A 24,167-nucleotide genomic window follows, 5' to 3' on the forward strand; every position below is an offset into this window, starting at 1 on the left:
GAACGTGCGCAAGGCCATGGCCTTGGTGCTCGGCGGCGCGCTGGTGGCGGCCGGGTGTGGCGGCGGTTCGGGAAGCGGTCAGGCGGAGATCAGGTTCATCTGGTGGGGCAACGACGACCGCGCGAAGATCACGAACGAGGCGGTGAGGCTGTTCGAGAGCCGTAACCCGGACGTCAAGGTCGCCACGTCGTTCCAGAACTTCCAGAACTACTTCGAGAAGCTCTCCACCGAGATCGCCGGCGGCAACGCGCCGGACGTGATCCAGATGGACTACCGCTATCTCAACGAGTACGCGGGGCGCAACGTCCTGCTCGACCTCACCCCGTACGTGGGCAAGGAGATCCGCACCGCCGACTGGAACGCGGGTTTCGCCGGCAGCGGCGAGCTGAACGGCAAGCAGGTCGCGATGCCGTTGGCGCAGAACGCCACCACCATCGTCTACGACCCGAAGTTGTTCACCGCTGCGGGCGTGCCGGAACCGAAGATCGGCTGGACCTGGGCCGACTACAAGGAGATCGCCGGCAAGCTCAAGGCGAGCACCGGGATCTCGGGCTCCACGGACTTCGGCGGCACCGAGGACGTCTTCGAGACCTGGCTGCGGCAACGCGGCAAGGCGCTCTACGAGAACGGCAAGCTCGGCTACGGCAAGGACGATCTCAAGGCGTTCTGGCAGCTCTCCAAGGACTTCCGCGACGCGAACGCCACCACGCCGCCCGAACTGGTGACCACGTTGAACGCCGGCGCCGAGCAGACCCCGATGGGCAAGAAGCTGTCCGCGTCCGAACACAGCTACGACAGCCTGTACGGCGGCTACAACACCGTGCGGCCGGACGAACTCAAGCTCGGCCCGTATCCCAGTGACAGCAAGGAAGTCCTCGGCTCCTACCGCAAACCGTCGCAGCTCATCAGCGCGTCGGCCCGCACCAAGCACAAGGACGCGGCGGTCAAGCTGATCGACTTCCTGCTCAACGACCCGGACGCGGGCAAGATCCTCGGCGCCAACCGCGGCCTGCCCGCGAACCTCAAGACCCGCGAGGCCGTGGCGCAGAACATCAGCGGCGCCAACAAAGTCGTCTTCGAGTACCAGAAGTCCGTCGACGCGAAGCTCGGCGACGCGCCACCGGCCCCGCCCAAGGGCGACGGCACGATCTACAAGCTGATGCAGCGCAAACACGAAGAGGTCGTGTTCGGCAAGAAGACGATCGACCAGGCGCTGGACGAGTTCTGGCGTGACGCGGAAGAAGCACTGAAGTAGTGCCGTACCTGTTCCTGGCGCCGTGGCTGCTCGGCGCCATCGGACTCACCGTGGCGCCGATGGTCGTGTCGCTGTACCTGTCGTTCACCGACTACGACCTGTTCAACGAACCTCGGTGGGTCGGCCTCGACAACTACGCCAGGCTGTTCGGCGACGACCCGCGCTACCTGGGCTCGGTCGGCGTGACGCTCAAGTACGTCGCGTGGTCGGTGCCGGCGAAGCTGCTCCTGGCTCTCGCCGTCGCGTTGCTGCTGAACTCGTTGCGCGGCAAGGGTCAGGCGTTCTTCCGCTCGGCCTTCTACGCGCCCTCGCTGCTGGGCGCGTCGGTCGGGCTGGCGCTGGCGTGGCGGGCCATCTTCGACACCTGGGTCGACACGCCGGACACCGCGCTGCTCACCATCGTGCTGCTGTCCGCGTGGCAGTTCGGCGCCCCGATGGTGATCTTCCTGGCCGGGTTGCAGCAGATCCCGCGCGACCTGCTCGACGCGGCCGCGGTGGACGGCGCCGGGTGGTGGCGCAGGCTCGCGTCGATCACGCTGCCGATGTTGTCGCCGGTGCTGTTCTTCAACCTCGTGCTGGAGACGATCCACGCGTTCCAGGCGTTCACGCAGGCGTTCGTGGTGAGCGGCGGGCGCGGGGGACCGGCCGACTCGACGTTGTTCTACACGCTCTACCTGTACGAACGCGGGTTCACGGAGTTCCGCATGGGCTACGCGTCGGCCATGGCGTGGGTGCTGCTGGTGGCGATCGCGCTGATCACCGCCGTGCTGTTCCGGACCTCGCGGTACTGGGTGTTCTACGGAGACGAACGATGAGACGGGCCGCGACCTTCCTGCTGTGCCTGGCCGCGCTGGCGTTGGTGCTCTATCCGATCGTGTGGCTGGTCTCGGCGTCGCTGACCCCGGTCGAGGACCTGGTGGCGAACCTGCGCTCGCTGTTCCCCGGTCGCGTCACGACGGACGGCTACGCGGGTGCGCTGGAGGGCGCGGGCGGCGAGTCGTTCTGGACGTTCCTGCGCAACTCCACGATCGTCGCCTCGGGCGCCGTGATCGGCAACGTCGTGTCGTGCTCGCTGGCGGCCTACGCGTTCGCCCGGCTGCGGTTCCGGCTCTCCGGCCCGCTGTTCGCGTTCGCGCTGGTGACGATCATGCTGCCGGCGCACGTCACGCTGATCCCGCAGTACGTGGTGTTCCAGCGGCTGGGGATGATCGACACCTTCGTGCCGCTGATCGGGCCGAAGCTGCTCGCGACCGACGCGTTCTTCGTGTTCCTGATGGTGCAGTTCATGCGCGGCATCCCGCGTGAGCTGGACGAGGCGGCGAAGATCGACGGCTGCGGGCCGGTCCGCAACTACCGGTACGTGGTGCTGCCGCTGTCGAGGCCGGCGCTGGTGACGACGGCGATCTTCACGTTCATCTGGACCTGGAACGACTTCTTCTCGCAGCTGATCTACCTGTCGTCCACGGAGAACTACACGATCCCGATGGGGCTGCGGCTGTTCGTCGACCAGACGTCGTCCTCCTCGTTCGGGCCCATGTTCGCGATGTCGGTGCTGTCGGTGGTGCCGATCGGGCTGTTCTTCCTGGCGTTCCAGCGGTTCCTGGTCGCCGGCGTGGCCACGACGGGCCTGAAGGGATGAGACGGTTCGAGGTGCTCGCGGACACCCTGCTGCTCGGGGTGTTCGTGTTCGTGGCCTCGCTGCCGGTCGTGACGGCCTTCTCGGCGTTCGGCGCTGCCCGCGAGGTGCTGCGCTCGGAGCTCCCGCCCGGACGGTTCTGGTCGGTGCTGCGCGTGCAGTGGGTGCCCGGCGTGATCTTCGGGCTGGCGTGGGCCGTGCTCGGGCTCGACGTCCTCTTAGTGGTCACCGTGCTCCCGGCGCCATTGCCCGTTCGGGTGGCGGTGTTGACGGCTTCGGCGGCCGTTGGAGCCTGGATGCTGTCGCAAACGTGTCTTGGTTGGCGCGGCGCATTGAAATTCCACCCACCTCGGCTGATGCTGATGGCCGCGTTGGTGGTCGCCGGTGTGCTGGTGTGGGCCCTGCCTCCGCTGGCGCTGGTGATCGGCGGACCCCTGGCGCTCGCGGCTGAGTCCGCCCGAGAAGGGTGAGAGCGATGCGTGTTGCTCTGGTCGGCGCTCGGGGACATGGGGCGCGGCACGTGGAGAACCTGGTCCGGCTCGGCCACGACGGCCTCGCCACGTTCGTCGGGGTGGTCGACGTCGTGGACGTGGACGCGCCGGTGCCGTCCTACCCGGACCTGCCGTCGCTGGCAGCCGAGCTCCATCCCGAGATCGTCGTGATCTCCTCGCCGCCCGCGACGCACCGCGACCTCGTCCTGGAGGCGTTCGAACTGGGCTGCGACGTGCTGGTCGAGAAGCCCGCGGTGCTGTCGACGACCGACTTCGACGACATCTCCGCCGAGGCGCTCAAACGCGGGCTGGTCGGCCAGGTCGGGTTCCAGACGCAGGGGACGGGCTCGTACCGGCGGCTCTGCTCGTTGATCGGTTCCGGCGCGCTGGGGGACATCACCGGCATCGGCGCCGCCGGGCGTTGGACGCGCACGGACGCCTACTACGAACGTTCCGACTGGGCCGGACGGCAAGGCGAGGACGGCACGCTCGTGAACCCGTTCGCGCACGCACTGCAGAACGCGCTGCTGCTCGCCGATGTCGAGGAACGGACCGACATCGCCGTCGAACTCGAGCTGTACCGGTGCCGCGACACGATCAGTGCGGACGACACGGCCTGTGTTCGGGTGACGGCTGAGGGCGCACCGCCGGTCGTCGTCGCCACCACGCTCTGTGCGACGACATCGTTGCCACCAGTCGTCCTCGTGCACGGAACGCTAGGGCAGGCCGTCTGGTGGTACGACGACGACAGACTCACGGTCAACGACCACCGCATGGCCGTGGCACCGCCCGTCGATCTGCTGGAGAACCTCATCCGGCACCGGCAGACCGGCGAGCCCCTGGTCGCGCCGCTGGCCGCCGCACGGGCGTTCACGTCGATCGCCGAGCAGTGCGGCAAGGCCGACGTGCCGCTGCTGCCCGCCCGCCGCGTCGGTGACCGTGTCGTGCTCGACGGCATCGATGAGGTCGTCGTGCGGGCCGCCGAGAAGCTCGCGACCTTCACCGAACTCGGCTGCGGATTCGGGCGGTAGTCTGCCGCGCAGTTCGCCGCGTTCGGGGAGTGTTGCGTTGGACACCTACATCGAGCTGAAGGACGTCCGGGTCACCGGTTACGTCAGCATGGGCCTGATAGCGCTGGTCGCCGCGGAGTCCATCTGGGGCACGATCAACGACTGGCAGGGCGGATCGTCCTCGTGGAGCTTCCTGGCCATCATGATGGTCATCCCCGCGGGTGTGGCGTTCGTCATCTGGTTCCGCAGCGCCACCCACAACGCCGAGGCGATCGCGCTGCACGGCGTGCGCATGGTGTCGCAGGTGTGGAAGGCGAGCGACCCGGCCCAGCGAGAGGTGCCGTTCGCGCAGCGCGTGGCGAGTCCGCTGATCAGACCGTGGCAGCTCACGTTCCTCGCGATGGTGCTGGGCGACGTGCTGGAGTCGCTCCTGCTCGACACGCCTCTGTACGTCGTGTTCTCGACGCTGTCGACGTTGTGCGCGATCGGGGCGGCCGGGCTCGCCTGCTTCGTCATCTTCCGGATCTCGATCATGCAGCAGCGGTTCGCGGTACCTCAGCGAAGGCGTGGCTGAAGCCCTGGGGCATGCGGTAGACTGCTTCATTGGTTGCGGTTTTGTGTTCGTGTGCTTATCACGCTCGCCGAACTTCAGTTGCGAGCGCTTCTCCTTCTTCGCGGATGGGGCGGTCGGCTCTCGACCAACCACGGGGCAGTCGCAAAGTGCGGCTTGCTCTTCAGCATTGAAGGAGCAGTACATGGCAAACGGCACCGTCAAGTGGTTCAACGCCGAAAAGGGCTTCGGCTTCATCGCCCCCGAGGACGGCGGCGCTGACGTCTTCGTCCACTACTCGGCCCTCAACGGCGGCGGCTACCGCAGCCTCGAGGAGAACCAGAAGGTCTCGTTCGACGTCACGCAGGGCCAGAAGGGCCCGCAGGCGACGAACGTCACCGCTCTCTGACGTTGTTTCACACCGCAGGGCCCCCGGGACTTCCCGGGGGCCCTGCGTGTGTGTCGGGGCCCTTGCGGTCTCCCCTAATCTGGCTCGATGCCGTTGCTCGGACCAGCTGATCCGCTGCCGCACGTGCCCCGGCGCATCCTCGTCGCCGGCAACGCGGGGTCCGGCAAGTCGACGCTCTGCCTGCGCATCGCCCGTCAGCACGACCTGCGGCGCGTGGAGCTGGACAGCCTCTACTGGGGTCCACAGTGGACGCCGCGGCCGGAGTTCCTGGACGAGGTGGCCGCGTTCGCGCGCGAGGACCACTGGGTCACCGAGTACCAGTACAAGGCGGCACGGCCCAGGTTGCTCGCGCGGGCGGACACGGTGGTGTGGCTCGACCACCGGTTCCCGGTCGTGATGCGACGGCTGGTGAGTCGCACGATCAGACGTCGCGCGGCCGGGGTGGAGCTGTGGAACGGTAATCGGGAGTCGTCGCTGTGGTCGGCTTTCACCGATCCCGGGCACATCCTGCGGTGGGGCTGGAAGAGCTACCGGCGCAACCGGGTCAGGGTGCTCGCCCTCGTCGACGACGTCGTGGTCGTGCGGCTGCGCGGGCAGCGGCAGGTGGAGCGGTGGCTCTCGGGCCCGCTCGCCTCGGTCGGGGAGGAGCGTGCTCGATGAGAACGGCGCTGGTGCTCGGCGGGACCGGCATGCTGGCCGGCTGCGCGGGACAACTCGTGGCACGCGGGTGGCGGGTGGTGCTGCCGTCGCGCACGCAGCCGTTGATGGCCGACGACGGTCCCGGACGGGCGGCGCGGGCGTCGATCTCGCGGGGACATCGGCCGACGTGGGTCAGGGCCGACTGGGAGCACCCCGCGAACCTCGCGGCGGAGGTCGAGGACGAGCTCGACGGCCAGCTGGTGAACCTGCTGGTGGCCTGGGTGCACGACAGCTATCGCGTGGGCGTGCTCAACGCCGTGCGGCACCTTCTCGCCGAAGACGCACCGGTGGTGGAGGTGCACACGTCCGCGCCTGTACCTGACCCCGTGCTCCCGCATCCGACGCAGCAGGTGTTGCTCGGCGCGTTCGCGCACGACGCGGTGCTGCGCACGAACCGTGCGGTGCTGGAGGCCGTCGAACGAGGTCTGGCGGGACGGGCGCCCTCGTTGCACCACGAGGACGCCCGCTGACGCGCTACCGGACCTCGGTCTTCTGCACCTTCGCCCGGCCGATCTCCGCCTGCACCTTGATGCCGGCGGCCACGTCCACGAGCTGACGGACCACCACGTCCTCGTTGCGGATGTCCGCGATCTTCTGCTTGGTCTTCGTGACGAACTCGAACGTCGTGACCTCCGCCGCCTCGATCTCGGCGACCTTCTGGAAGTCCTTGGTGAAGTCCAGGATCACCTCCGCGTTGTCGAGCACCACCAGCTGGTAGTCCGACGGCGCGTCGGAGGCGAAGCCCTTCTTGAACTCGCCGGCGACCTTGATGCCGTCGGCTGTCTCCTCGAAGTCGAGGACACCGGCGACGGGGGTGAACAACGCTTCCTGGAAGTCCGCGGTGGCCTTCACCGGGACGGGCGCCGGTGGCACGGGGTCGGCCTGCGCCGGGGACGCCGTGAGGGCGATGGTCGCGAGCAGGACGGTGGCGATGCTCAGCAGTTTCGGCATGTCTTCGTTCGTACCTGCGGGCATGTGGCCCTGCTCGGTCAAACGCATCGCTCGATCGGGCGTTGACGTCGTACGCTCGGTGCCGACGTCGGGGGACGTGTGCATTCGGGGGGAAGTCGAATGAGTTCTGAGGTTGTCAGATCTGTGCGCGGGTTCGGCACGGCGGCGACGGGGGCGATCGCGTTCTCCGCGGCGACCCAGGTCGTCACGGCCGCGCTGCTGTGGATCTCCGTCGACGAGGCCACGGTCCTGGCCGCCAGCTTCGTCGCGCTGTTGGTGCAGGTCGTCGCGGGTGTGCTGTTCATCGCCTGGATGCGCCAGGCACGGCTCAACTCCGACACCATCACGTCCAGGCACCAGCACCGCTGGACGAACATGTGGGTGATCGTCGGCTGGATCATCCCGTTCGCGAACCTGTTCATCCCGTACGCGGTGATGCAGGACATCTGGCGCGGGTCTGATCGGACGCAGCCCATGGTCGGGCTCCAGAAGCGACCCCAGAGCGGCCTCGTCACCGGCTGGTGGATCACCTACATCGGCTCGAACGCGCTCGGCCTGATCGCCGGCCGCGCAGCGCTGGACGACTTCGCGTTGCTGTCGACGGTCTCCACCGCGGGTCTGGTCGTCGCGGCTGTCCTGGCGGCGCAGATGATCAAGCGGGTCGGCGAGAGGCAGGAAGCCGTTCCCGTCCAGGTGGAGGCGTGATGAGCGGCCACATCGAACTGAGAGACGTCCGCATCACCGGGTACGTGGCCCAGGGCCTGATCGTGCTGGTCGCCGTGGCGAGCGTGCTCGGCACAGCACTCGACCTGAGCACGGGTGAGGCGAGGCGGGACGTGCTCGCGTCGCTGCTGTTGCTGCCCGCCGCGGTCGCGTTCGTGATCTGGGTCCGGCGCGCCTCGGTCAACGCCACGGCGATCGGGCTGCGCGAGGCGAAGCAGATGGCGGACGTGTGGCGGGCGTCCGACGTGGCGCAGCACGACAGGCCGTTCGAGGAACGGGTGCCCAGCCCGTGGATCAAGCCCTGGCAGTACGCGTTCCTCGCGATGATGCTCGCCAACGTGGCCGAGACGTTCGTCGACGGGCCCGCCTACCGCGCGGCGGCGGTGCTGTCCGCGGTGCTCACCGTCGTGGCCGCGGCGCTGGCCGTCGTCGTGATCGCCCAGGTCTCCGCTCTGCAACGACCGGAGCGGATCGCTCAGCTCTGACGCGCCGAGCGCATCCCCCGCACCAGCAGCATGACGGAGTCACGCACCTCCGCCCGTGACCGCTCCGGCTGGAACACCTGCCAGTCCAGCGCGATCACGAGCAACGTGCCGAACAACGCCGCCGACGCGGTGCCGACCTCCACGCCTTCCGGCAGGCGGCCCGCGTCGGACAGGCGCTTCATCTGACCGCGCACGATCGACACGATGTCGTCGCGCAGCAACGAGAGAGTGCCGTGCCACTGGCCCGGCGTGCGCCACAGCTCCGAGACGAGCAGCTGGCCGAACGCCGGGTACTCGGCCCAGAAACCGAGCATCTCGTCGACCAGTGCCTCCAGCGAGTCCTCGGACCCCTCCGCGGACCGCAGCCGGCCCGCGAGGATCTCCACGCCGTGGTGCAGCAGCGCTTCGACGAGGGCGTCCTTCGAAGCGAAGTTGTAGTAGATCGTGCCCTTGGCGACGCCGGCCTCCGCGGCTATCTCGTCGACCGTCACCGAGGCCGCGCCCCGTTCGCCGACCAGCTTCAACGCCGCGTCGAAGAGCTTCTGCTTGGTCGCTGTCGTTCGCGCGCTCACAGCACGAGCTCCGGCTTCAGCTTGGACGCTGTCCACACCCGCTGCTTGTAGGCCGCCACGGAAGTCAAGGCTAGGGCCCCGAGCAGCCAGGCGAGAAGGATCAGCGCGTCCTTTCCGACGCTGCCCAGGTCGCCGCCGTACATCAGGTGGCGCAGGCCGTCGACCGCGTAGCCCATCGGCAGGCCGTAGTGCAGCGGGTACAGCGGCACGGGGATCGTCTGCCACGGGAACGTGCCACCCGCGCTGACCAGCTGAAGGATCAGCAGGATCAGGCCCAGGAACTTGCCCACGGCACCGAACGCGGCGTTCAGCGCGTGCAGGATCGCCACGAACGTCAGTGACATCAGTGCGAGGAACCCGAACGTGCCGATGGGGTTCGACGGCTCGATGTCGACCACGAACCGCACGACGGTGAACATCACCAGCACCTGCACGATGCCGAGCAACGCACCTGGCAGCCAGCCGCCCAACGCGACACGCAGCGCGGACTGACCGGCGGCGAGCGCACGGCGGGAGAGCGGACGCAGCAGCAGGAACAGCACGAACGCGCCGATCCACGTCGCCAGGCCCAGGAAGAACGGGGCCAGGCCGGCGCCGTACGTGGCGGCCTTCGTCTGGGACAGGCCGCGCACCGCCACCGGGTCACCGATCGCCTGCGCGATCGCGGCGCGCGTCGGGTCGTCCTGGTCCGGGATCTTGTTGATGCCACCGGACAGGCCGTCGCTCAGCTCCGCCGCACCGCTCGCGAGCTTCGTGGCGCCGTCCTTGAGCTGAGGGGTGCCCGTCGCCGCCTTCTGCAGGCCGTCGCGGAGCTGCGCGTTGCCGTCGGCGAGCTTCGTCGCGCCGTCGTCCAGCTTGGCGACGCCGGCGACCAGGCCGGGCATCTTGGACGAGAGCTGCTCGGCGCCGTCGGCCACCTGGTCCGCGCCGGTCGCGAGCTTGCGGAGATCACCGGCGGCGCCCTGGACCTTGCCGTTGGCGTCGTCGACCGGCTTGCGGACCTGGCCGATCGTGCCCAGCACGTTCTGCACCTGCTCCTCGGTGAAACCCAAGGCGCGCAAGCGGTTCGCGATGTCGCCGTTGGCCTGGTCGAGCACGCCGACGAGCGCCTGGGCCTTCTTCGCGTACTCCTCGGCCTGGGTCGCGGCGGTCTCGTTGCCGGTGGCGACCTGGCGCGCGCCGTCCGCGATCTTCTTCGCGCCGTCGGGCAGCGCCGCGGTCTGCGAACGGAGTTCGTGCGTGCCGTCGCGGAGCTGCGCGGCGCCGTTGGCCGCCGTCACCGCACCCGTGGAGAGCTGCTGGACGCCGCTGTCGAGCTCGCCGATCTTGTCGCGCAACGTCGCGCTGCCGTCCGCGAGCTGCTTGGCGCCGTCGGCGGCCTTGGTCGTCTCCTGGCGGATCGTGGAGAAGCCGAGCAGCAGCTTGTCCGCGGCCTCGGTGGAGACCTTCGCCGTGACGGCCCTGCGCACCTCGGAGACGACCTGGTTCGCGATCGTGCTGCCCAGGTAGTTGTTGGCGTCGTTGGTGGTCAGGGTCAGCACGCCCTGGCGCGGCTTGTTCTGCTCCGCGGACGTGAGCGCCTCGGAGAAGTCCTCCGGCAGCGTCAGGGCGAAGATGTACTTGCCCTTGCGCACGCCCTCGTCGGCGTCGTCCACGACCTGCCAGTTGAACTTCTTGCCGTTCAGCAGCTCGTCCGCGACGTCCTTGCCGGCGTTGAGGTCCTTGGCGCCCTTGTCCTTCACGACCAGCGCGGCGGGGACGTGGTTGAGGTTCGCGTACGGGTCCTTGTTGGCGTACAGGTACAGCGACGCGTACAGCAGCGGCACGAGCGCCAGCGCCAGGACGGCGAGCTTGGGGAGCTTGCCGGAGGTGATCCGGCGGAGTTCGTTGAAGGCCATCCGAAGGGCGCTCATGCGGAGATCTCCATCTTGGTGTCGTTGTCCTCACCAAGGCGCGCGTGCGGGAGGTCGAGGATGTGTGCGGAGGAGTTCGAGCACAGGACGACGACGGACCGTTCGGGGGTCACGTGGTCGTGGGCCAGTGCGAACCACTCGCGCGGGTCGGGGTGGTAGCGGTCTGGGCAGTCGAGGATCAGCGCCGTGACGCCAGGGCGTGCGGCGGCCAGGTCGAGCATCACGGCGCAACGCGTGCGCGCCGGCACGTGTTCGAAGCGCTTGGCCGCGTGCTCATCGGCGGCGTGCTCCACCAACCAGTCGTGCACTGCCTTCTTGCCGGAGGGCATGCCGTTCATCGCGAGCTCCTCGCCGACGACGGCGGACAGGCTGAGCGCCTCTTCCGGTTCGTTCACCTCGGGGGCGTCGATCAGCACGACGCGCTTGCGCAGCGTCTTCGCGTCCGGCGACACGGTGCCCGTGGACGGCTTCATGCGGCCAGACAGCAGCAGGCCGAACGCCGTGTGACCGGTGCCGGGCTCGCCCGCGACCAGCGTGAGCTCGCCGGGCTTCACGATCAGCGAAGTCGGCCGGAGCAGGGGACCATGGCCCCCGTTGACGCCTGCTCGACTTGCGTGGATCTCCACGGCTTTACCCTCCGTTTAAACTGACCGGTCAGTACAAATTCTCCCGCAGCCTTCGGCGCTCTGCAACTCGGACATAGGTCATCTAAGGGCGGAGGCGGGGCGTACTTCCCAGACGGTCCACAGCGGCCGGTAGCCCTGCCGCGGCCAGAAGACGCTGCTCAGCGGGTTCGGCGGGTTGTAATAGAGGTAGGTGCCGACCGTGCCCATCCGGTGAAGTTCCTGGTGGGCGTAGGCGAGAAGCTGCTGACCGATGCCGGTGCCGCGGGCGCCCGCGAGCACGGAGACGCAGTTCACATAGCCCCAGCGGCCGCGGGGGAGTCGCGCGGCCGCCATCGTGCCGGGCTCGGACGACACGATCGCGCACTCGGCGAGCGCCACGGCGATGCCGTCGCGTTCGGCGAGCCAGATGGGGCTCGCGTTCTTGAGCCGCTCGGTGAGAGCGCGGCGCTTGGTGGATGCGGCCTCGGGCCGCACGATCGTCGAGCCGACGTAGGAGGAGTACTCCAGCTCCGCGAGTGACAGCTCCAGCACGGTCTCCAGGTCGTGTGGGGTCGCCCGGCGGATCGTGAGCGTGCGGGAGATGTGCTGGGTCGGCGTTTTCAGGCGCACGGCGAGCACGGACAGCGGCACGAGGCCGTGATCCAGGAACGTTCGTGCGGCTTTGCTGTCGCGGCTCGGCCAGTGCACGACGCACGCCGTGTCGTCGCCTATCTCCTGCGAGTCGAGGTGCCGGCGGAAGCGGGTGAGCAGCGCGTCCATGCCCTGCGCCTCCCCGACCAGGGGCAGCATCTCCCAGACCTCGGCCGTCGACCACAGCCGCGTGGTCGAGTGCGGTTCGAAGCTCTGGTGGCTGATGACCCCGGCCACGCGCGTGCCGTCCGCCAGCGCCGCCGTGATGACGTGGCCGTCCATCGGCGGTTCGGTGGCGGGAGGGAGCAACGGATCCAGCGACGCGAAACGTGCTGACTGGGCCGCTACTAGTCCGCGTGCCGAGGTCATGGCCGTTGAGATTACGACGTCAGGCGGGTCCGGAAGATCGCGGTGCCGGGGAAGAGCTTGCCGCGCAGGGGGCTCCACTGGCCCCAGTTGCGGGTGTGGCCCTTCGGCCATTCGGGTTCGACCAGGTCCTCGACCACGAACCCGGTGTTCGTGAGCGCGCGGACGTAGTCGCCGAGCGTGCGGTGGTGCTCCACGTAGGTGGCCTTGCCCTCGTCGTCCACCTCTACATAGGGGGTGCGGTCGAAGTACGACTGCGTGACCGTGAGACCGAGCGGGCCGGGGTCGTCGGGGAAGATCCACCGCATCGGGTGGTTGACCGAGAACACCCAGGGCGCGCCCGGCCGGAGCACGCGGGCGAGTTCGCGAAAAACTTCTTCGACGTCCGCGACGAACGGCACTGCGCCGAACGCGCTGCAGGCGGCGTCGAAGGAGTCGTCCCTGAACGGGAGCTGGTCGGCGCTGGCCTGGACGAGCGGGACGTCGATGCCGGTGGCGGCGTTGTTCACGCGGGCGTGCCGGAGCATGCCCTCGGAGATGTCGAAGGCGGTGACGTCCGCCTTGTTGTCCTTGAGCCAGCGTGCGCACGGGGCACTGCCGCAGCCGACCTCCAGGACCCGTTGACCAGCGATTTCACCCAGGAACCTGACGTCTTCTTCACGCACGCCCTCCGGGCACCAGACGAAGTCCGCCGCGCCCAGGAAGTCGCCGTGCGTCTCGTGGTAGTCGTCGGCGTCCGCGTCCCACCAGATTCGGTTCGCCACGCGCGACTCGGCGGCGTCCGCCCCGCGCTTGACGATGCCGGTGGTGCCGAGCGCTTGTTCCGCGCTCGCGTGCTGGTTGGACACACTGCTCCTTCACATGGGGGCTGGTTTGCTTGCGCGTCTCGCGGCCGCGTACGATATCGCGTGCGTAGTGGGTTAGTGCTGCCCATGATCCAGAACCGCGGGATTCCAGGTCGCTGTGTCGCTGCGCGCGCACCACTACCAGCCAATCAATGCCAATCCGTACCGGAGCCACCTACCTAATGTCCACCGACACCACCACCGCCCCCGTTGCCGCTGCTCCCAAGCAGGTCGCGATCAACGACATCGGGACGGAGGAGGACTTCCTCGCAGCTATCGACAAGACGATCAAGTACTTCAACGATGGCGACATCGTTGAGGGCACGATCGTCAAGGTCGACCGGGACGAGGTCCTGCTCGACATCGGCTACAAGACCGAGGGCGTCATCCCCTCGCGCGAACTGTCGATCAAGCACGACGTCGACCCCAACGAGGTCGTCAAGGTCGGTGACGAGGTCGAGGCGCTTGTTCTCCAGAAGGAGGACAAGGAAGGCCGTCTGATCCTCTCCAAGAAGCGCGCTCAGTACGAGCGTGCGTGGGGCACCATCGAGGCGCTCAAGGAGAAGGACGAGCCCGTCAAGGGCACGGTCATCGAGGTCGTCAAGGGTGGTCTCATCCTCGACATCGGCCTCCGCGGCTTCCTCCCCGCCTCGCTCGTCGAGATGCGTCGCGTCCGCGACCTCCAGCCGTACGTCGGCCGTGAGCTCGAGGCGAAGATCATCGAGCTGGACAAGAACCGCAACAACGTGGTCCTGTCCCGCCGCGCGTGGCTCGAGCAGACCCAGTCCGAGGTCCGCAGCGAGTTCCTCAACCAGCTGCAGAAGGGCCAGGTCCGCAAGGGCGTCGTGTCCTCGATCGTCAACTTCGGTGCCTTCGTGGACCTGGGTGGCGTCGACGGTCTCGTCCACGTCTCGGAGCTGTCCTGGAAGCACATCGACCACCCGTCCGAGGTTGTCGAGGTCGGCCAGGAAGTCACCGTCGAGGTCCTCGACGTCGACATGGAGCGCGAGCGCGTGTCGCTGTCGCTCAAGGCGACGCAGGAAGACCCGTGGCGCCAGTTCGCCCGCACCCACGCGATCGGCCAGATCGTGCCGGGCAAGGTCACCAAGCTGGTTCCGTTCGGTGCGTTCGTCCGCGTGGACGAGGGCATCGAGGGCCTGGTCCACATCTCCGAGCTGGCCGAGCGCCACGTGGAGATCCCGGAGCAGGTCGTCCAGGTCGGCGACGACGTCATGGTCAAGGTCATCGACATCGACCTCGACCGCCGTCGCATCTCGCTGTCGCTCAAGCAGGCCAACGAGGGCTTCACGGTCGACACGGAGTTCGACCCGACCCAGTACGGCATGGCCGCCGAGTACGACGACCAGGGCAACTACATCTACCCCGAGGGCTTCGACCCGGAGTCGCAGGAGTGGGGCGAGGGCTTCGACAAGCAGCGTGAGGAGTGGGAGCGCCAGTACGCCGAGGCGCACACTCGTTACGAGGCCCACATGAAGCAGATCCGCAAGGCCGCCGAGGCCGAGGAAGAGGCTTCGGCCGAGGGTGCGGGCAACTACACCTCCGGTGGCGACGCTCCTTCCGCGTCCGTTGGCGCGCCGGCTCAGTCCGGTGGCACGCTTGCTTCTGACGAGCAGCTTGCTGCTCTGCGGGAGAAGCTGTCGGGCGGCATGTGAGTCTGGGGATTCCCCTGGCTTGTAGCTGACTGAACTCAGGCCCCTGCACCCTTTGGGTGTGGGGGCCTGAGTTCAGTCAGGGGTGCTGAGTAGGTTGAGTTGTAGGGGTTCCGAGATCGGGGGGACGCCTGCGTTAGCGTGCGGTTCCTTGCGGGCGGCGACCTTGCGGGTGGTCACCGTGCGGGCGGCCTGGTCGCCTTGCTTGCTTCCCCTGGGGGCTCTGCCCCCAGACCCCCGGCAATCTGATCGGGGGGGTGGCGCCGTCTGCGGGTAGATGGCACGCCTGTTGCTTTGGGCGGCTGCGCGTTGCGTAGAAGGTTGCGTTGGCGGTGGGGTCCCGTCACGAGCCGCACCAAGAGCGGGCCACATCAGGTCAGGGGTGTCAACTCGACGAAAAGCGTGTCGAGTTGACACCCCTGACCTGATGCAGCAAGAGCTGTGGCGCGACTCGTGACGGGACCCCACCGCCCAGCCCGTTCGGAAAGGACGGCTCGCCTTCGGCTTCGCGGTGATCTGGGTTCTGTTGCGCTTCCACGTTTGTGTGTGGGCGACACCCGTTCACTCTGTGGTGGAGGGCCAACCTCGTTGTGTAGGTTGACAAACCTATGCGTGGGAACAAGTTCTTCGTGGTACTGGGCGCGGGTCTGTTGGCGGTCTGCACGGCCTGTTCTGCTGCTGTGCCTCAGACTCAGGCGCCGCCGCCGCAGATTCCTCGGATCACGCCGCCCACGACTCCGTCGCGGGTTCCGGTGATGGTGGATCGGGCGTTGCCTGACGACTGTGAGCTCGTGGTGCCCGCTGAGGTCATGAACGCGACGCTCGGGCAGGAGCTTGGCGGGGAGCCTCGGATCATCGTCGGCATCAAGGAGCCCGGGATCGGGCGGACCGGGAAGATCGACTGTTACTACGGGATTCCCGAGAAGAAGAACCTGCCGGACGCCAAGATCGTCATCGGGCTGTCCACGTACACCGATGACCTGACGGCTCGTACTCGCGTCAACGAGAGTGTTGAGGCTGAGCGGGCCGAGGGGGCGAAGGTCACCGAGGTCGATGTCGGCAAGCAGAAGGGGACGTTGGTCGAGGGCAAGGACGAGCAGTTGCTCATCGGGTCGCTCGGGAAGTCGACCTTCGTGGTGCGCAACCGGAACAACTTCATCCCCAAGGAGAAGTTGGTCGCGGTCCTGCCGGTACTCGCCCAGCAGTCGATGACGCCGCCCGTCTAACCTGACCCGCATGCTCAGGGTGGGGTTGACCGGGGGAATCGGGTCTGGGAAGTCGACGGTCGCGCGGTTGCTCGTGGAGCGCGGCGCCGTGGTCATCGACGCGGACAAGCTTGCGCGTGAGGTGCTTGAGCCTGGGACTGACGGGCTCAAGGAGGTCGTTCGGGCGTTTGGTGAGGACGTGCTCCGAGCTGACGGGTCGCTTGACCGGGCGGCGTTGGCGGCCAAGGCGTTCGCCTCCGAGGAGGCTCGGCAGACGCTCAACGGGATCACGCATCCCCGGATCGGGGCGTTGACCGGGCAGCGGATGGCTGAGGCTCCTGAGGACGCCATCGTCGTGCACGACATCCCGTTGCTGGTGGAGCGGGACATGGCGGCCGTGTACCACCTGGTGATCGTCGTGTACGCGGACTCGGCGACGCGGCTGGGGCGGCTGGTTGGCAGTCGCGGCATGGATCGGCAGGATGCCGAGAACCGGATCGCCGCGCAGGCCACCGATGAGCAGCGGCGGGCCGTTGCGGACGTGTGGCTGGACAACAGCGGTGAGGTTCCGGACGTCACTACGTTGTGGGACCGGTTGGTGGGATTCGAGAAGAACCTGCGGACCGGGGCCTACGCGTCCGGCCCGCCGATCGTGGTGCCCTACGACGAGCGGTGGCCTGCGCAGGCGCGGCGGATCGCGCGCCGGATCAGCATGGCGGCCGGTGGGCGGCACGTCGAGCACATCGGGTCCACGGCGGTGCCGGGGCTCGCGGCCAAGGACGTGCTCGACTTCCAGTTGGCCGTCGAGGACATGGAGACCGCGGACGATCTGCGGGAAGCGTTGGCGCAGGCCGGGTTCCCGTACGTCGGGCCGTACGAGGACACGCCGCGTGGCGAGGGTGACTGGAGCAAGCGGCTGCACGCCGGGGCCGACCCTGGGCGGCGCGTGAACCTGCACCTGCGGGTCGAGGGTGCTCCGAACTGGCGGTGGGCGGTCGACTTCCGCGACTGGCTGCGGCACGACGCCTCGGCGCGCGAGGAGTACGCGAACCTGAAGCTGGAGCTGTCCCAGCGGTTTGCGGCCGACGCCACCGGGTTCGCCTACGGTGAGGCGAAGGATCCCTGGGTGCACGCGGCCGCCGCGCGGGTCGAGGCCTACAGGGGCGGCCAGGAGTCGTAGATGCCGTGCCACGTCAGCCACGACGTCAGGTTGTGGTTGACGTTGCTCAGCTCTTCGAGGGTGCGGTGGACCGTGCGCAGCGCCTGGTCGGCGTCGCCCGGCCGGAGCACGCGGCCAGCCACGGCGGCGGCGAACTCCTCGCTGCGCACGATGCGGGCCGTGGTGCCGCCCGGGACGGCCAGGCCCAGCAGCAGGTCCGTCGTCTGCCAGTGGCGGTGGTCGCGCTCGACCCGCACCGCGGACAGCACGCTCGGAGTGCTGCGCGCGTGCCGGGAACGCGGGCGGTAAGTGGTCAGGCGCACGCCCAGTTCGGGCATCAGCCAGGTGACCTCGGAGTCCGAGAACGGGTCTTCCGGAGTGGGATGCTCGATTCGCAGACCCCACCGTTCGACGTTGCACGAACTAAGAGTTCGTGAGCCACCGGACGAATAAGCGCGCACGCCCGAAATGGTGTCGACGACATCGACCAACTGAGGTGTAGTGACCGCTCCCACGCCGCCGAGCGTAGTCAAATATGTGCTCGCAGTTACACGCCGGGTCGATTTGTTACGTCACGGTCAGGTGACGAACACGCTCTGTGTACTAACGCCAGGACGTAGGACAACCCGAAGAGGTGAGCCACCTGACCACATCGTGACCGTGCGCTGAAATGCCGGACACCGCCGAGTAGGTGGTTTCCAGCGCCCATTGCGCGCGTTGCGGAGAGAGCAGGTTGTGCTGAACTGCGGAGATCAACTCGTCCGTGTCCAGAACGGTTGTGCTGTGACCCGTTCGGACTATCAGGTCGAGGTACAGATCGGTTGTTTTCCAGACGCTGCCGATCGCGTTGATCTCCACGACGTCGACGTAGAAGTCGAAGTCGAGCTCGTGCCCCCGGTGCCACGACTGGCGCGTGACGCGGATGTTGAGCTTGGGCAGGAACCAGCTCTCGAAGTGGCTGATCTTCGGATGCCCCGCGAGCGGCCGGAACATGTAGAGGCCGGTGGGCGTGAGACGGAACTCGTCGACGCTGCGCAGCTGTCCCTTGGGATCGGTGTTGCTCTTGGCGTCCAGGTCGAAGTACTCGATCTTCGGCGGATGGATGTGTGCCACGTCCGCGATACTGCCATCGTTGGGCCCCGCGGCCACTTAGGATGCCGCGCATGTTCGGGATCATCCGCCCCTGCCGCAACAGAATGGGCGCTGAGCTGCGGTCCGCGTGGCTCTCACACCTTTGTGGAATGTGCCTGTCGCTGCGCGACGAGCACGGTCATCTCTCGCGCCTCGTCACGAACTACGACGGGCTGATGATCTCGGCCGCCGTGGAGGCGCAGTCCGGCGTCTCGCGGCGGACCGCCGGGCCGTGTGCGTTGCGCGGCATGAAGTCCGCGGACGTGGCCGTCGGTTCCGGGGCGCGGCTGGCGGCCTCGGTGTCGCTCGTGCTGGCGTCGTTGAAGATCCAGGACCACGTGGACGACGGCGACGGGCTCGCCGGCCGGGTGGGCTGGGCCGGGCGTGCGGTGGCGCAGCGCTGGGCTTCCAAGGGGCTGGAAACGGCGTCCGACCTCGGGTTCGACGCGTCGGTGATGGTCGACGCGGTGCGCCGGCAGCCCGAGGTGGAGGGCGGGGCGGGGCTCGGCAGCTCCGTGCTCGTGGTCACCGAACCCACGGAGACCGCGACCGGGTTCGCCGTCGCGCAGACCGCCGTGCTCGCCGGCAAGCCGCAGAACGTCGAGCCGTTGCGCGAGGTGGGGCGGCTGTTCGGACGGGTCGCGCACCTGATCGACGCCGCGGAGGACCTGGAGGCCGACCGCGCATCGGGTGCGTGGAACCCGTTGATCGCCACCGGGACCCCCGTCGCCGAGGCGCACCGGCTGTGCCTGGACGCCCTCACGGGGATCAAGCTGGCGCTCGACGAGGTGGAGTTCGTCGACGCGCGGCTCATGCACCGGCTGATGGTGCACGAGCTGGAGGAGTCGGTCATCCGGGTGTTCGGGCGCAAGAACCGGGACCCGCACAAGCACAGGTGGTCGGATCCCGGCAGCGGGCTGTGGGCCTACCCGAGGCTCAACTGGCAGCCCCAGCCGCGCGGGTGCTTCAGCGGCTGCGGGGCGTTCCTCTACGAGTGCGGGACGTGCCAGTTCTGCTGCCGCGACCCGTTCCCCGGTCCCTGGAGCGACAAGCGGCGGGACAACCCGTTCGACTGCGACGGGTGCGACTGCGACTGCTGCGATTGCTGCTGCTGCCCCTGCGATTAGGCCTCTGACCAGGCTCAATCGGAAATTGTCAGACCTCCGGCGTAACGTGCTTCCCGTGGCTTTCGCAACCGAGCTCCCGCCAGAGGAAAGCACCGTCAAGGCGCACTCCGAGCACCGTCCCGTAGGTGACATCGAGCGCACCGACGGGCAGTTCCGCGTGGTCAGCGAGTACCAGCCCGCCGGCGACCAGCCGGCGGCCATCGCCGACCTGGAACGTCGCGTCCGCGCCGGCGAGCGCGACGTGGTGCTGCTCGGTGCCACGGGTACCGGCAAGTCGGCGACCACGGCGTGGCTGGTCGAGAAGCTGCAGCGGCCGACGCTGGTGATGGCGCCGAACAAGACCCTGGCAGCCCAGCTGGCGAACGAGCTGAAGGAGCTCTTCCCGCACAACGCGGTGGAGTACTTCGTCAGCTACTACGACTACTACCAGCCCGAGGCGTACATCCCGCAGACGGACACGTACATCGAGAAGGACTCCTCGATCAACGACGACGTCGAGCGCCTGCGCCACTCGGCCACGATGTCGCTGCTGACCCGGCGCGACGTCATCGTGGTCGCGTCGGTGTCGTGCATCTACGGCCTGGGCACGCCCCAGTCGTACCTCGACCGCTCGATCCCGCTGGAGACCGGTGTGGAGGTCGACCGCGACGCGTTCCTGCGCCTGCTGGTCGACGTCCAGTACACCCGCAACGACATGTCGTTCACCCGCGGTTCGTTCCGCGTGCGCGGCGACACGGTCGAGATCATCCCGTCCTACGAGGAGCTCGCGATCCGCGTCGAGTTCTTCGGCGACGAGATCGACAAGCTCTTCTACCTCCACCCGCTCACCGGCGACGTGGTGAAGGAGGTCTCCGACCTCCGGATCTTCCCCGCGACGCACTACGTGGCGGGCCCGGAGCGGATGGAGCGCGCGATCCGCGACATCGAGGCGGAGCTGGAGACGACGCTCGCGCAGATGGAGCGCCAGGGCAAGCTGCTGGAGGCCCAGCGCCTGCGCATGCGCACCCAGTACGACCTGGAGATGATGAAGCAGGTCGGCTTCTGCAACGGCATCGAGAACTACTCGCGCCACATCGACGGCCGCGGCGCCGGTACCGCGCCGGCGACGCTGATCGACTACTTCCCGGACGACTTCCTGATGGTCATCGACGAGTCGCACGTGACGGTGCCGCAGATCGGTGGCATGTACGAGGGCGACGCCTCCCGCAAGCGCAACCTGGTCGAGCACGGCTTCCGGCTGCCGTCGGCGTTGGACAACCGCCCGCTCACCTGGGAGGAGTTCGCCGACCGGATCGGCCAGGTCGTGTACCTGTCGGCGACGCCGGGCCCGTACGAGATGGGCCAGGCCGGCGGCGAGTTCGTCGAGCAGGTCATCCGCCCCACCGGCCTCATCGACCCCGAGGTCGTCGTGAAGCCGACCGAGGGCCAGATCGACGACCTGGTGCACTCGATCCGCGAACGGGCGGAGCGCGACGAGCGGGTGCTGGTCACGACGCTGACCAAGAAGATGGCGGAGGACCTGACGGACTACCTGCTGGAGCTGGGCATCCGGGTCCGCTACCTGCACTCCGAGGTCGACACCCTGCGCCGCGTCGAGCTGCTGCGGCAGCTGCGGCTGGGCGACTTCGACGTGCTGATCGGCATCAACCTGCTCCGGGAAGGCCTCGACCTGCCCGAGGTGTCGCTGGTGGCGATCCTCGACGCGGACAAGGAAGGCTTCCTGCGCTCGGGCACGTCGCTGGTGCAGACGATCGGCCGTGCCGCGCGAAACGTGTCCGGTGAGGTCCACATGTACGCGGACCGCATCACCGACTCGATGCGGCACGCGATCGACGAGACCAACCGCCGGCGCGAGAAGCAGGTCGCCTACAACCTCGAACGCGGCCTCGACCCTCAGCCGCTGCGCAAGAAGATCACCGACATCCTCGAGGCCGTGTACTCCGAGGTGGAGGACGAGGTGCCGGTCGGCGGTTCCGGCCGCAACCAGTCCCGCGGCAAGCGGGCCACCGGTGAGGGCGGTCGTTCCTCCGGCGTCGTCGCCTCGCACGAGCGGGCCGGCATGGCCCGGTCCGAGCTGGCGGACCTGGTGCAGTCGCTGACCGACCAGATGATGAACGCGGCCCGGGATCTGCAGTTCGAGCTGGCGGGCCGGCTGCGGGACGAGATCCAGGACCTGAAGAAGGAACTGCGAGGGATGGACGCCGCCGGCGTCAAGTGACCCCGCGTCGCGCGGGTAGCTCGGGACGGCATGGGGGAATCGCTTTTATCAGGACGTGGTCGACGCGGGCGGCATCACGGCCGTGCTTCAGGCCGCCTGCCCCGGCTGCGACATCGACCTGCGTGACGCGCCGCGCGCCTTCGGCGGCTTCGTGGTGGCGAGCAGAGGTGATCGTGCTGCGCTCGTCACACCGGTCGGTGACGAGCGGCTGTTCTACGTGCGGCACGAACTGCGGGAGATGCGCCTGAGCCGGGTGACCACGACCGAACTGGCCGAGGTCACCGGATCTGCCGCGGCCTGGCTCGGCGGCGCCACCCCGCGAGAGCTGGCCGCTGCGTGGCCGTTCGCCGATTTCGTCGACGTGGCCGACGCGTACGAGAGCGGCGACCGGACCGAGCTCAGCTGGCAGCAGTACCGCGCGAACAAGAAGGACGGCTTGGGCGAGTTCGTCGAGGCGGCGATGCGGGAACCGCGGCTGCGGCGGATGTACCCGTTCAAGTCGATGTGGTGGATGTCGTTCCGGCCGACCTCGGACGAATACTGGGTGCCAGGCCCGTGGGTGCGGCCGGCCGGTGCCGGACGGTTCACGGTCGCCGAGAGCCGGCAGGTGGCACCCGAGATCACCTACGACGCCGCCGAGGCGGTCCGGGTGTGCCTGACCGAGATGGACCGGCTCGGCGTGCCGTCTCCTGAGGATCTTCGTTCACGCGACTCCGGCCGCTAGTTCGTCCACTATGGACGTTGCTGACGGTGAGATCGGTGACTGCGGCGGGTAATCCCGCTCGCGTATAACGATTCGCGCGTCGCGCGTAAATCGCCCTCTGGGGTGAGATGTGCGCGGACAGCTTTCGTCAGGGCGCGGGACGGCCATGATCTCGGGGTGGATGTGGACTCCCACCTCGCCGCGGTGGAGCAGGCGCTGATCGCTGTGCGGCGCAGTCAGTCACGTCGGGCGCTGGCCGAGTTGGCCGTACCGGCCTTTGACGTGCTCGACGTTGTGGAAACGGCAGAACGGACCGGGGCTCAGGCCACGGTTTCCAGTGTTGCCCTGGCTTTGCACGTTGATCAACCTCGGGCCAGCAAGCTCGTCACCAGTGCGGTCGACGCCGGGCTGGTGTCGAGGATCGCGGACAAGGCAGACGGCCGGCGGGTGTTGCTCGTGCGCACGCCCAGAGGGCGCGCCACGTCCGCTGAGCTGCACCGGGCGCGGCAAAGTGCTTGTGCCGCCGCCATGACGGACTGGAGCGAGGAGGAGCGGGCGGAGTTCGCCCGGCTGCTCACTCGTTTCGTCGCGGTGTTCGGCGCGCGATAATTCCTGTTGTGACACTGGATGAGTTGATCGTGTACTGCGCGGGCAAGCCTGGCGCGGAAGAGACGTATCCGTGGGGCGAGGCCGAGTTGGTGTGCAAGGTCGGTGGGAAGGCGTTCGCCTTCATCGGGCTCGACGTGCACACGGTCGGGCTCAAGTGCGGCGTCGACGCTGAGGCCGCCGCGGTGTGGCGAGAGCGCTTTCCCGGCGACGTCACGGTGAGCGGCTACGTCGGCCGGTACGGCTGGAACACCATCGCGCTCAAGGGTTCCGTGCCCGACGACGACCTGCTGGAGCTGGTCGACGGCTCCTACGAGGCCGTCGTCGCGCGGTTGCCCAAGAGCAAGCGGCCCGCCTAGCGCTCTTCCGGCTGGAGGATGCCGAAGATGTTGTTCTCGGTGTCCTTGTAGTACGCGAGCAGGCCGACGCCGGGCATCTTGTCCTTGGGCAGTGCGACCGTGCCGCCGTTGACCTCGATGGCGGCGATGGCGACGTCGATGTCGATCACGCTGATCGTCATGACGAAACCGTTGACCGGCGCGTCCGCGGCGGGGTCGGGGCCCCGGCGGGGGAGCAGGCCGCCGTTCACGCCTGCCTGGTCGTCGTCTCCGGTGGTGATGATCCAGTAGGGGATGTCGCCCCACTGTTCGATCTTCCAGCCGAAGACGGAGCTGTAGAAGTTCCGCGCCCGCTCGGGATCGGCGGCGTGGATCTCGAAGTGCACAGGACGCAACATGGGACGGCACGCTACTCCGGACAGTGGGTGTCCGCATTGGCTTCTACGGTGGCGTCATGGCTATCGGAATCCAGGTCACGATGGACGCGGCTGACCCCGGCAAGCTGGCCGCTTTCTGGGCGGACGCACTCGGTTACGTGCTGCAGCCGCCGCCTCCCGGCTTCGAGTCGTGGGAGGACTTCGCCGTCAAGAACAAGATCCCCTTCGAGTCGGTCAACGACTACTCGGCGATCATCGATCCCGAGGGGAAGGGGCCGCGGTTCTTCTTCCAGCGCGTGCCGGAGGGCAAGACCGCGAAAAACCGCCTCCACCTCGACGTGAACGCCGGGCTGGAGGCGGTTGATCGGCTCGTTTCCCTTGGTGCCACGCGGGTTCGCGAGTTCAACGACAACAAGGGCCACTGGGTCGTGATGCTCGACCCCGAGGGCAACGAGTTCTGCGTGCAGTGATG

General features: G+C 68.1%; 29 protein-coding genes. 20 read left to right on the forward strand and 9 right to left on the reverse strand.

The genetic code is table 11. From position 1 onward, the window contains the following. Positions 1–4 precede the first annotated feature (4 nt). The 9 genes from ACIQF0_RS23745 (at position 5) to ACIQF0_RS23785 (ending at position 6,520) form a co-directional block, all read left to right on the forward strand. On the forward strand, positions 5–1,255 hold the full coding sequence (locus ACIQF0_RS23745; protein ID WP_401032597.1) for an ABC transporter substrate-binding protein: 1,251 nt from the start codon (positions 5–7) through the stop codon (positions 1,253–1,255). Next, positions 1,255–2,070, forward strand: a complete 816-nt coding sequence (locus ACIQF0_RS23750) for a carbohydrate ABC transporter permease (protein WP_401032599.1) — start codon at positions 1,255–1,257, stop codon at positions 2,068–2,070. Before ACIQF0_RS23745 ends, ACIQF0_RS23750 begins: the two co-directional genes overlap by 1 nt. Beyond that, positions 2,067–2,894 carry a carbohydrate ABC transporter permease gene (locus tag ACIQF0_RS23755; RefSeq protein ID WP_401032601.1) on the forward strand — a complete coding sequence of 276 codons (828 nt, stop codon included), beginning with the start codon at positions 2,067–2,069 and terminating at the stop codon, positions 2,892–2,894. Before ACIQF0_RS23750 ends, ACIQF0_RS23755 begins: the two co-directional genes overlap by 4 nt. Further along, positions 2,891–3,361, forward strand: coding sequence for a hypothetical protein (locus ACIQF0_RS23760; RefSeq protein ID WP_401032603.1), 471 nt, complete (start codon positions 2,891–2,893; stop codon positions 3,359–3,361). Before ACIQF0_RS23755 ends, ACIQF0_RS23760 begins: the two co-directional genes overlap by 4 nt. A 5-nt stretch (positions 3,362–3,366) precedes the next feature. Continuing rightward, positions 3,367–4,413: a Gfo/Idh/MocA family protein gene (locus ACIQF0_RS23765; RefSeq protein ID WP_401032605.1), complete on the forward strand. Its 1,047-nt coding sequence runs from the start codon at positions 3,367–3,369 to the stop codon at positions 4,411–4,413. Positions 4,414–4,450: 37 nt separating this feature from the next. Beyond that, positions 4,451–4,966 carry a hypothetical protein gene (locus ACIQF0_RS23770; protein WP_360041121.1) on the forward strand — a complete coding sequence of 172 codons (516 nt, stop codon included), beginning with the start codon at positions 4,451–4,453 and terminating at the stop codon, positions 4,964–4,966. Between the two features lie 181 nt (positions 4,967–5,147). Next, complete coding sequence (locus tag ACIQF0_RS23775) at positions 5,148–5,351, forward strand: cold-shock protein (protein ID WP_086665400.1); 204 nt, start codon at positions 5,148–5,150, stop codon at positions 5,349–5,351. An 87-nt stretch (positions 5,352–5,438) separates the two neighbouring features. Further along, on the forward strand, positions 5,439–6,011 hold the full coding sequence (locus tag ACIQF0_RS23780) for an AAA family ATPase (protein ID WP_360041118.1): 573 nt from the start codon (positions 5,439–5,441) through the stop codon (positions 6,009–6,011). Further along, positions 6,008–6,520 (forward strand): hypothetical protein, encoded by a 513-nt coding sequence (locus ACIQF0_RS23785; RefSeq protein ID WP_401032608.1) that lies wholly within the window; start codon positions 6,008–6,010, stop codon positions 6,518–6,520. Before ACIQF0_RS23780 ends, ACIQF0_RS23785 begins: the two co-directional genes overlap by 4 nt. Positions 6,521–6,524: 4 nt before the next feature. Here the strand turns inward: ACIQF0_RS23785 and ACIQF0_RS23790 are convergent, their stop codons facing one another. Then, a complete protein-coding gene (locus tag ACIQF0_RS23790) occupies positions 6,525–7,001 on the reverse strand; it encodes a hypothetical protein (RefSeq protein ID WP_401032610.1) in 477 nt (158 codons plus the stop codon). A gap of 120 nt (positions 7,002–7,121) precedes the next feature. On the opposite strand from ACIQF0_RS23790, the gene ACIQF0_RS23795 reads away from it, so the two are divergent. Together ACIQF0_RS23795 and ACIQF0_RS23800 are read left to right on the forward strand one after the other, a co-directional pair. Next, the gene (locus ACIQF0_RS23795; protein ID WP_401032612.1) at positions 7,122–7,706 is read left to right on the forward strand and encodes a DUF4328 domain-containing protein; all 585 of its coding nucleotides are present in this window, start codon (positions 7,122–7,124) and stop codon (positions 7,704–7,706) included. Next, positions 7,706–8,209 carry a hypothetical protein gene (locus ACIQF0_RS23800; protein WP_401032614.1) on the forward strand — a complete coding sequence of 168 codons (504 nt, stop codon included), beginning with the start codon at positions 7,706–7,708 and terminating at the stop codon, positions 8,207–8,209. Before ACIQF0_RS23795 ends, ACIQF0_RS23800 begins: the two co-directional genes overlap by 1 nt. Here ACIQF0_RS23800 and ACIQF0_RS23805 read toward each other — a convergent pair. The 5 genes from ACIQF0_RS23805 to ACIQF0_RS23825 all read right to left on the reverse strand — a co-directional run bounded on the left by ACIQF0_RS23805 (position 8,200) and on the right by ACIQF0_RS23825 (position 13,164). Continuing rightward, positions 8,200–8,781: a TetR/AcrR family transcriptional regulator gene (locus tag ACIQF0_RS23805; protein WP_360041103.1), complete on the reverse strand. Its 582-nt coding sequence runs from the start codon at positions 8,779–8,781 to the stop codon at positions 8,200–8,202. The two genes, ACIQF0_RS23800 and ACIQF0_RS23805, sit on opposite strands and share 10 nt — an antisense overlap. Beyond that, entirely contained in the window at positions 8,778–10,694 is a 1,917-nt protein-coding gene (locus tag ACIQF0_RS23810) for a YhgE/Pip family protein (protein ID WP_401032616.1), read from the reverse strand. Before ACIQF0_RS23810 ends, ACIQF0_RS23805 begins: the two co-directional genes overlap by 4 nt. Then, positions 10,691–11,320, reverse strand: a complete 630-nt coding sequence (locus ACIQF0_RS23815) for a hypothetical protein (RefSeq protein WP_401032618.1) — start codon at positions 11,318–11,320, stop codon at positions 10,691–10,693. The genes ACIQF0_RS23810 and ACIQF0_RS23815 overlap by 4 nt, the downstream gene beginning before the upstream one ends. 78 nt (positions 11,321–11,398) lie before the next feature. Beyond that, positions 11,399–12,319 (reverse strand): GNAT family N-acetyltransferase, encoded by a 921-nt coding sequence (locus tag ACIQF0_RS23820; RefSeq protein ID WP_401032620.1) that lies wholly within the window; start codon positions 12,317–12,319, stop codon positions 11,399–11,401. An 11-nt stretch (positions 12,320–12,330) separates the two neighbouring features. Next, entirely contained in the window at positions 12,331–13,164 is an 834-nt protein-coding gene (locus ACIQF0_RS23825; protein ID WP_360041091.1) for a class I SAM-dependent methyltransferase, read from the reverse strand. A gap of 179 nt (positions 13,165–13,343) precedes the next feature. Here ACIQF0_RS23825 and rpsA point away from each other — a divergent pair, with 179 nt between their 5' ends. The 3 genes from rpsA (at position 13,344) to coaE (ending at position 17,216) form a co-directional block, all read left to right on the forward strand. Next, positions 13,344–14,834 (forward strand): 30S ribosomal protein S1, encoded by a 1,491-nt coding sequence (gene rpsA, locus ACIQF0_RS23830; protein ID WP_319977070.1) that lies wholly within the window; start codon positions 13,344–13,346, stop codon positions 14,832–14,834. Between the two features lie 677 nt (positions 14,835–15,511). Then, positions 15,512–16,057 (forward strand): hypothetical protein, encoded by a 546-nt coding sequence (locus ACIQF0_RS23835; RefSeq protein WP_401032623.1) that lies wholly within the window; start codon positions 15,512–15,514, stop codon positions 16,055–16,057. Positions 16,058–16,067: 10 nt separating this feature from the next. Next, entirely contained in the window at positions 16,068–17,216 is a 1,149-nt protein-coding gene (gene coaE / locus ACIQF0_RS23840; protein ID WP_401032625.1) for a dephospho-CoA kinase, read from the forward strand. Here coaE and ACIQF0_RS23845 read toward each other — a convergent pair. Next, positions 17,192–17,710, reverse strand: a complete 519-nt coding sequence (locus ACIQF0_RS23845) for a DUF402 domain-containing protein (RefSeq protein ID WP_093596810.1) — start codon at positions 17,708–17,710, stop codon at positions 17,192–17,194. The genes coaE and ACIQF0_RS23845 overlap by 25 nt on opposite strands. An 88-nt stretch (positions 17,711–17,798) precedes the next feature. Continuing rightward, positions 17,799–18,308, reverse strand: a complete 510-nt coding sequence (locus ACIQF0_RS23850; RefSeq protein ID WP_360046767.1) for a DUF402 domain-containing protein — start codon at positions 18,306–18,308, stop codon at positions 17,799–17,801. A gap of 50 nt (positions 18,309–18,358) precedes the next feature. Between ACIQF0_RS23850 and ACIQF0_RS23855 the strand changes: the two genes are divergently transcribed. From ACIQF0_RS23855 to ACIQF0_RS23875, 5 genes are all read left to right on the forward strand, one after another. Next, the gene (locus ACIQF0_RS23855) at positions 18,359–19,453 is read left to right on the forward strand and encodes a DUF5685 family protein (RefSeq protein WP_360046768.1); all 1,095 of its coding nucleotides are present in this window, start codon (positions 18,359–18,361) and stop codon (positions 19,451–19,453) included. A gap of 55 nt (positions 19,454–19,508) precedes the next feature. Then, positions 19,509–21,671: an excinuclease ABC subunit UvrB gene (gene uvrB / locus ACIQF0_RS23860; RefSeq protein WP_319977065.1), complete on the forward strand. Its 2,163-nt coding sequence runs from the start codon at positions 19,509–19,511 to the stop codon at positions 21,669–21,671. 55 nt (positions 21,672–21,726) lie between these two features. Further along, positions 21,727–22,395 (forward strand): DUF6193 family natural product biosynthesis protein, encoded by a 669-nt coding sequence (locus ACIQF0_RS23865; protein ID WP_401032628.1) that lies wholly within the window; start codon positions 21,727–21,729, stop codon positions 22,393–22,395. Positions 22,396–22,551: 156 nt separating this feature from the next. Further along, a complete protein-coding gene (locus ACIQF0_RS23870) occupies positions 22,552–22,983 on the forward strand; it encodes a MarR family winged helix-turn-helix transcriptional regulator (protein WP_319977063.1) in 432 nt (143 codons plus the stop codon). An 8-nt stretch (positions 22,984–22,991) separates the two neighbouring features. Continuing rightward, a complete protein-coding gene (locus ACIQF0_RS23875; RefSeq protein ID WP_360046772.1) occupies positions 22,992–23,339 on the forward strand; it encodes an MmcQ/YjbR family DNA-binding protein in 348 nt (115 codons plus the stop codon). Here ACIQF0_RS23875 and ACIQF0_RS23880 read toward each other — a convergent pair. Further along, positions 23,336–23,716, reverse strand: a complete 381-nt coding sequence (locus ACIQF0_RS23880; protein WP_401032631.1) for a VOC family protein — start codon at positions 23,714–23,716, stop codon at positions 23,336–23,338. The two genes, ACIQF0_RS23875 and ACIQF0_RS23880, sit on opposite strands and share 4 nt — an antisense overlap. 56 nt (positions 23,717–23,772) lie before the next feature. Between ACIQF0_RS23880 and ACIQF0_RS23885 the strand changes: the two genes are divergently transcribed. Further along, the gene (locus tag ACIQF0_RS23885; protein ID WP_360046774.1) at positions 23,773–24,165 is read left to right on the forward strand and encodes a VOC family protein; all 393 of its coding nucleotides are present in this window, start codon (positions 23,773–23,775) and stop codon (positions 24,163–24,165) included. Positions 24,166–24,167: the final 2 nt, after the last annotated feature.

The sequence above is a fragment of the Lentzea sp. NPDC092896 genome (genome assembly GCF_044754905.1).
In the GTDB taxonomy this organism is placed as follows: Bacteria; Actinomycetota; Actinomycetes; order Mycobacteriales; family Pseudonocardiaceae; genus Lentzea.

Excerpts from the sequence above, each read along its gene's own strand:
- ACIQF0_RS23755 (WP_401032601.1), top strand. The coding sequence starts at position 2,067 with ATGAGACGGGCCGCGACCTTCCTGCTGTGCCTGGCCGCGCTGGCGTTG.
- ACIQF0_RS23760 (WP_401032603.1), top strand. The coding sequence starts at position 2,891 with ATGAGACGGTTCGAGGTGCTCGCGGACACCCTGCTGCTCGGGGTGTTC.
- ACIQF0_RS23765 (WP_401032605.1), top strand. The coding sequence starts at position 3,367 with ATGCGTGTTGCTCTGGTCGGCGCTCGGGGACATGGGGCGCGGCACGTG.
- ACIQF0_RS23775 (WP_086665400.1), top strand. The coding sequence starts at position 5,148 with ATGGCAAACGGCACCGTCAAGTGGTTCAACGCCGAAAAGGGCTTCGGC.
- ACIQF0_RS23780 (WP_360041118.1), top strand. The coding sequence starts at position 5,439 with ATGCCGTTGCTCGGACCAGCTGATCCGCTGCCGCACGTGCCCCGGCGC.
- ACIQF0_RS23785 (WP_401032608.1), top strand. The coding sequence starts at position 6,008 with ATGAGAACGGCGCTGGTGCTCGGCGGGACCGGCATGCTGGCCGGCTGC.
- ACIQF0_RS23790 (WP_401032610.1), bottom strand. The coding sequence starts at position 7,001 with ATGCCGAAACTGCTGAGCATCGCCACCGTCCTGCTCGCGACCATCGCC.
- ACIQF0_RS23795 (WP_401032612.1), top strand. The coding sequence starts at position 7,122 with ATGAGTTCTGAGGTTGTCAGATCTGTGCGCGGGTTCGGCACGGCGGCG.
- ACIQF0_RS23800 (WP_401032614.1), top strand. The coding sequence starts at position 7,706 with ATGAGCGGCCACATCGAACTGAGAGACGTCCGCATCACCGGGTACGTG.
- ACIQF0_RS23810 (WP_401032616.1), bottom strand. The coding sequence starts at position 10,694 with ATGAGCGCCCTTCGGATGGCCTTCAACGAACTCCGCCGGATCACCTCC.
- ACIQF0_RS23820 (WP_401032620.1), bottom strand. The coding sequence starts at position 12,319 with ATGACCTCGGCACGCGGACTAGTAGCGGCCCAGTCAGCACGTTTCGCG.
- rpsA (WP_319977070.1), top strand. The coding sequence starts at position 13,344 with ATGTCCACCGACACCACCACCGCCCCCGTTGCCGCTGCTCCCAAGCAG.
- coaE (WP_401032625.1), top strand. The coding sequence starts at position 16,068 with ATGCTCAGGGTGGGGTTGACCGGGGGAATCGGGTCTGGGAAGTCGACG.
- ACIQF0_RS23855 (WP_360046768.1), top strand. The coding sequence starts at position 18,359 with ATGTTCGGGATCATCCGCCCCTGCCGCAACAGAATGGGCGCTGAGCTG.
- ACIQF0_RS23880 (WP_401032631.1), bottom strand. The coding sequence starts at position 23,716 with ATGTTGCGTCCTGTGCACTTCGAGATCCACGCCGCCGATCCCGAGCGG.
- ACIQF0_RS23885 (WP_360046774.1), top strand. The coding sequence starts at position 23,773 with ATGGCTATCGGAATCCAGGTCACGATGGACGCGGCTGACCCCGGCAAG.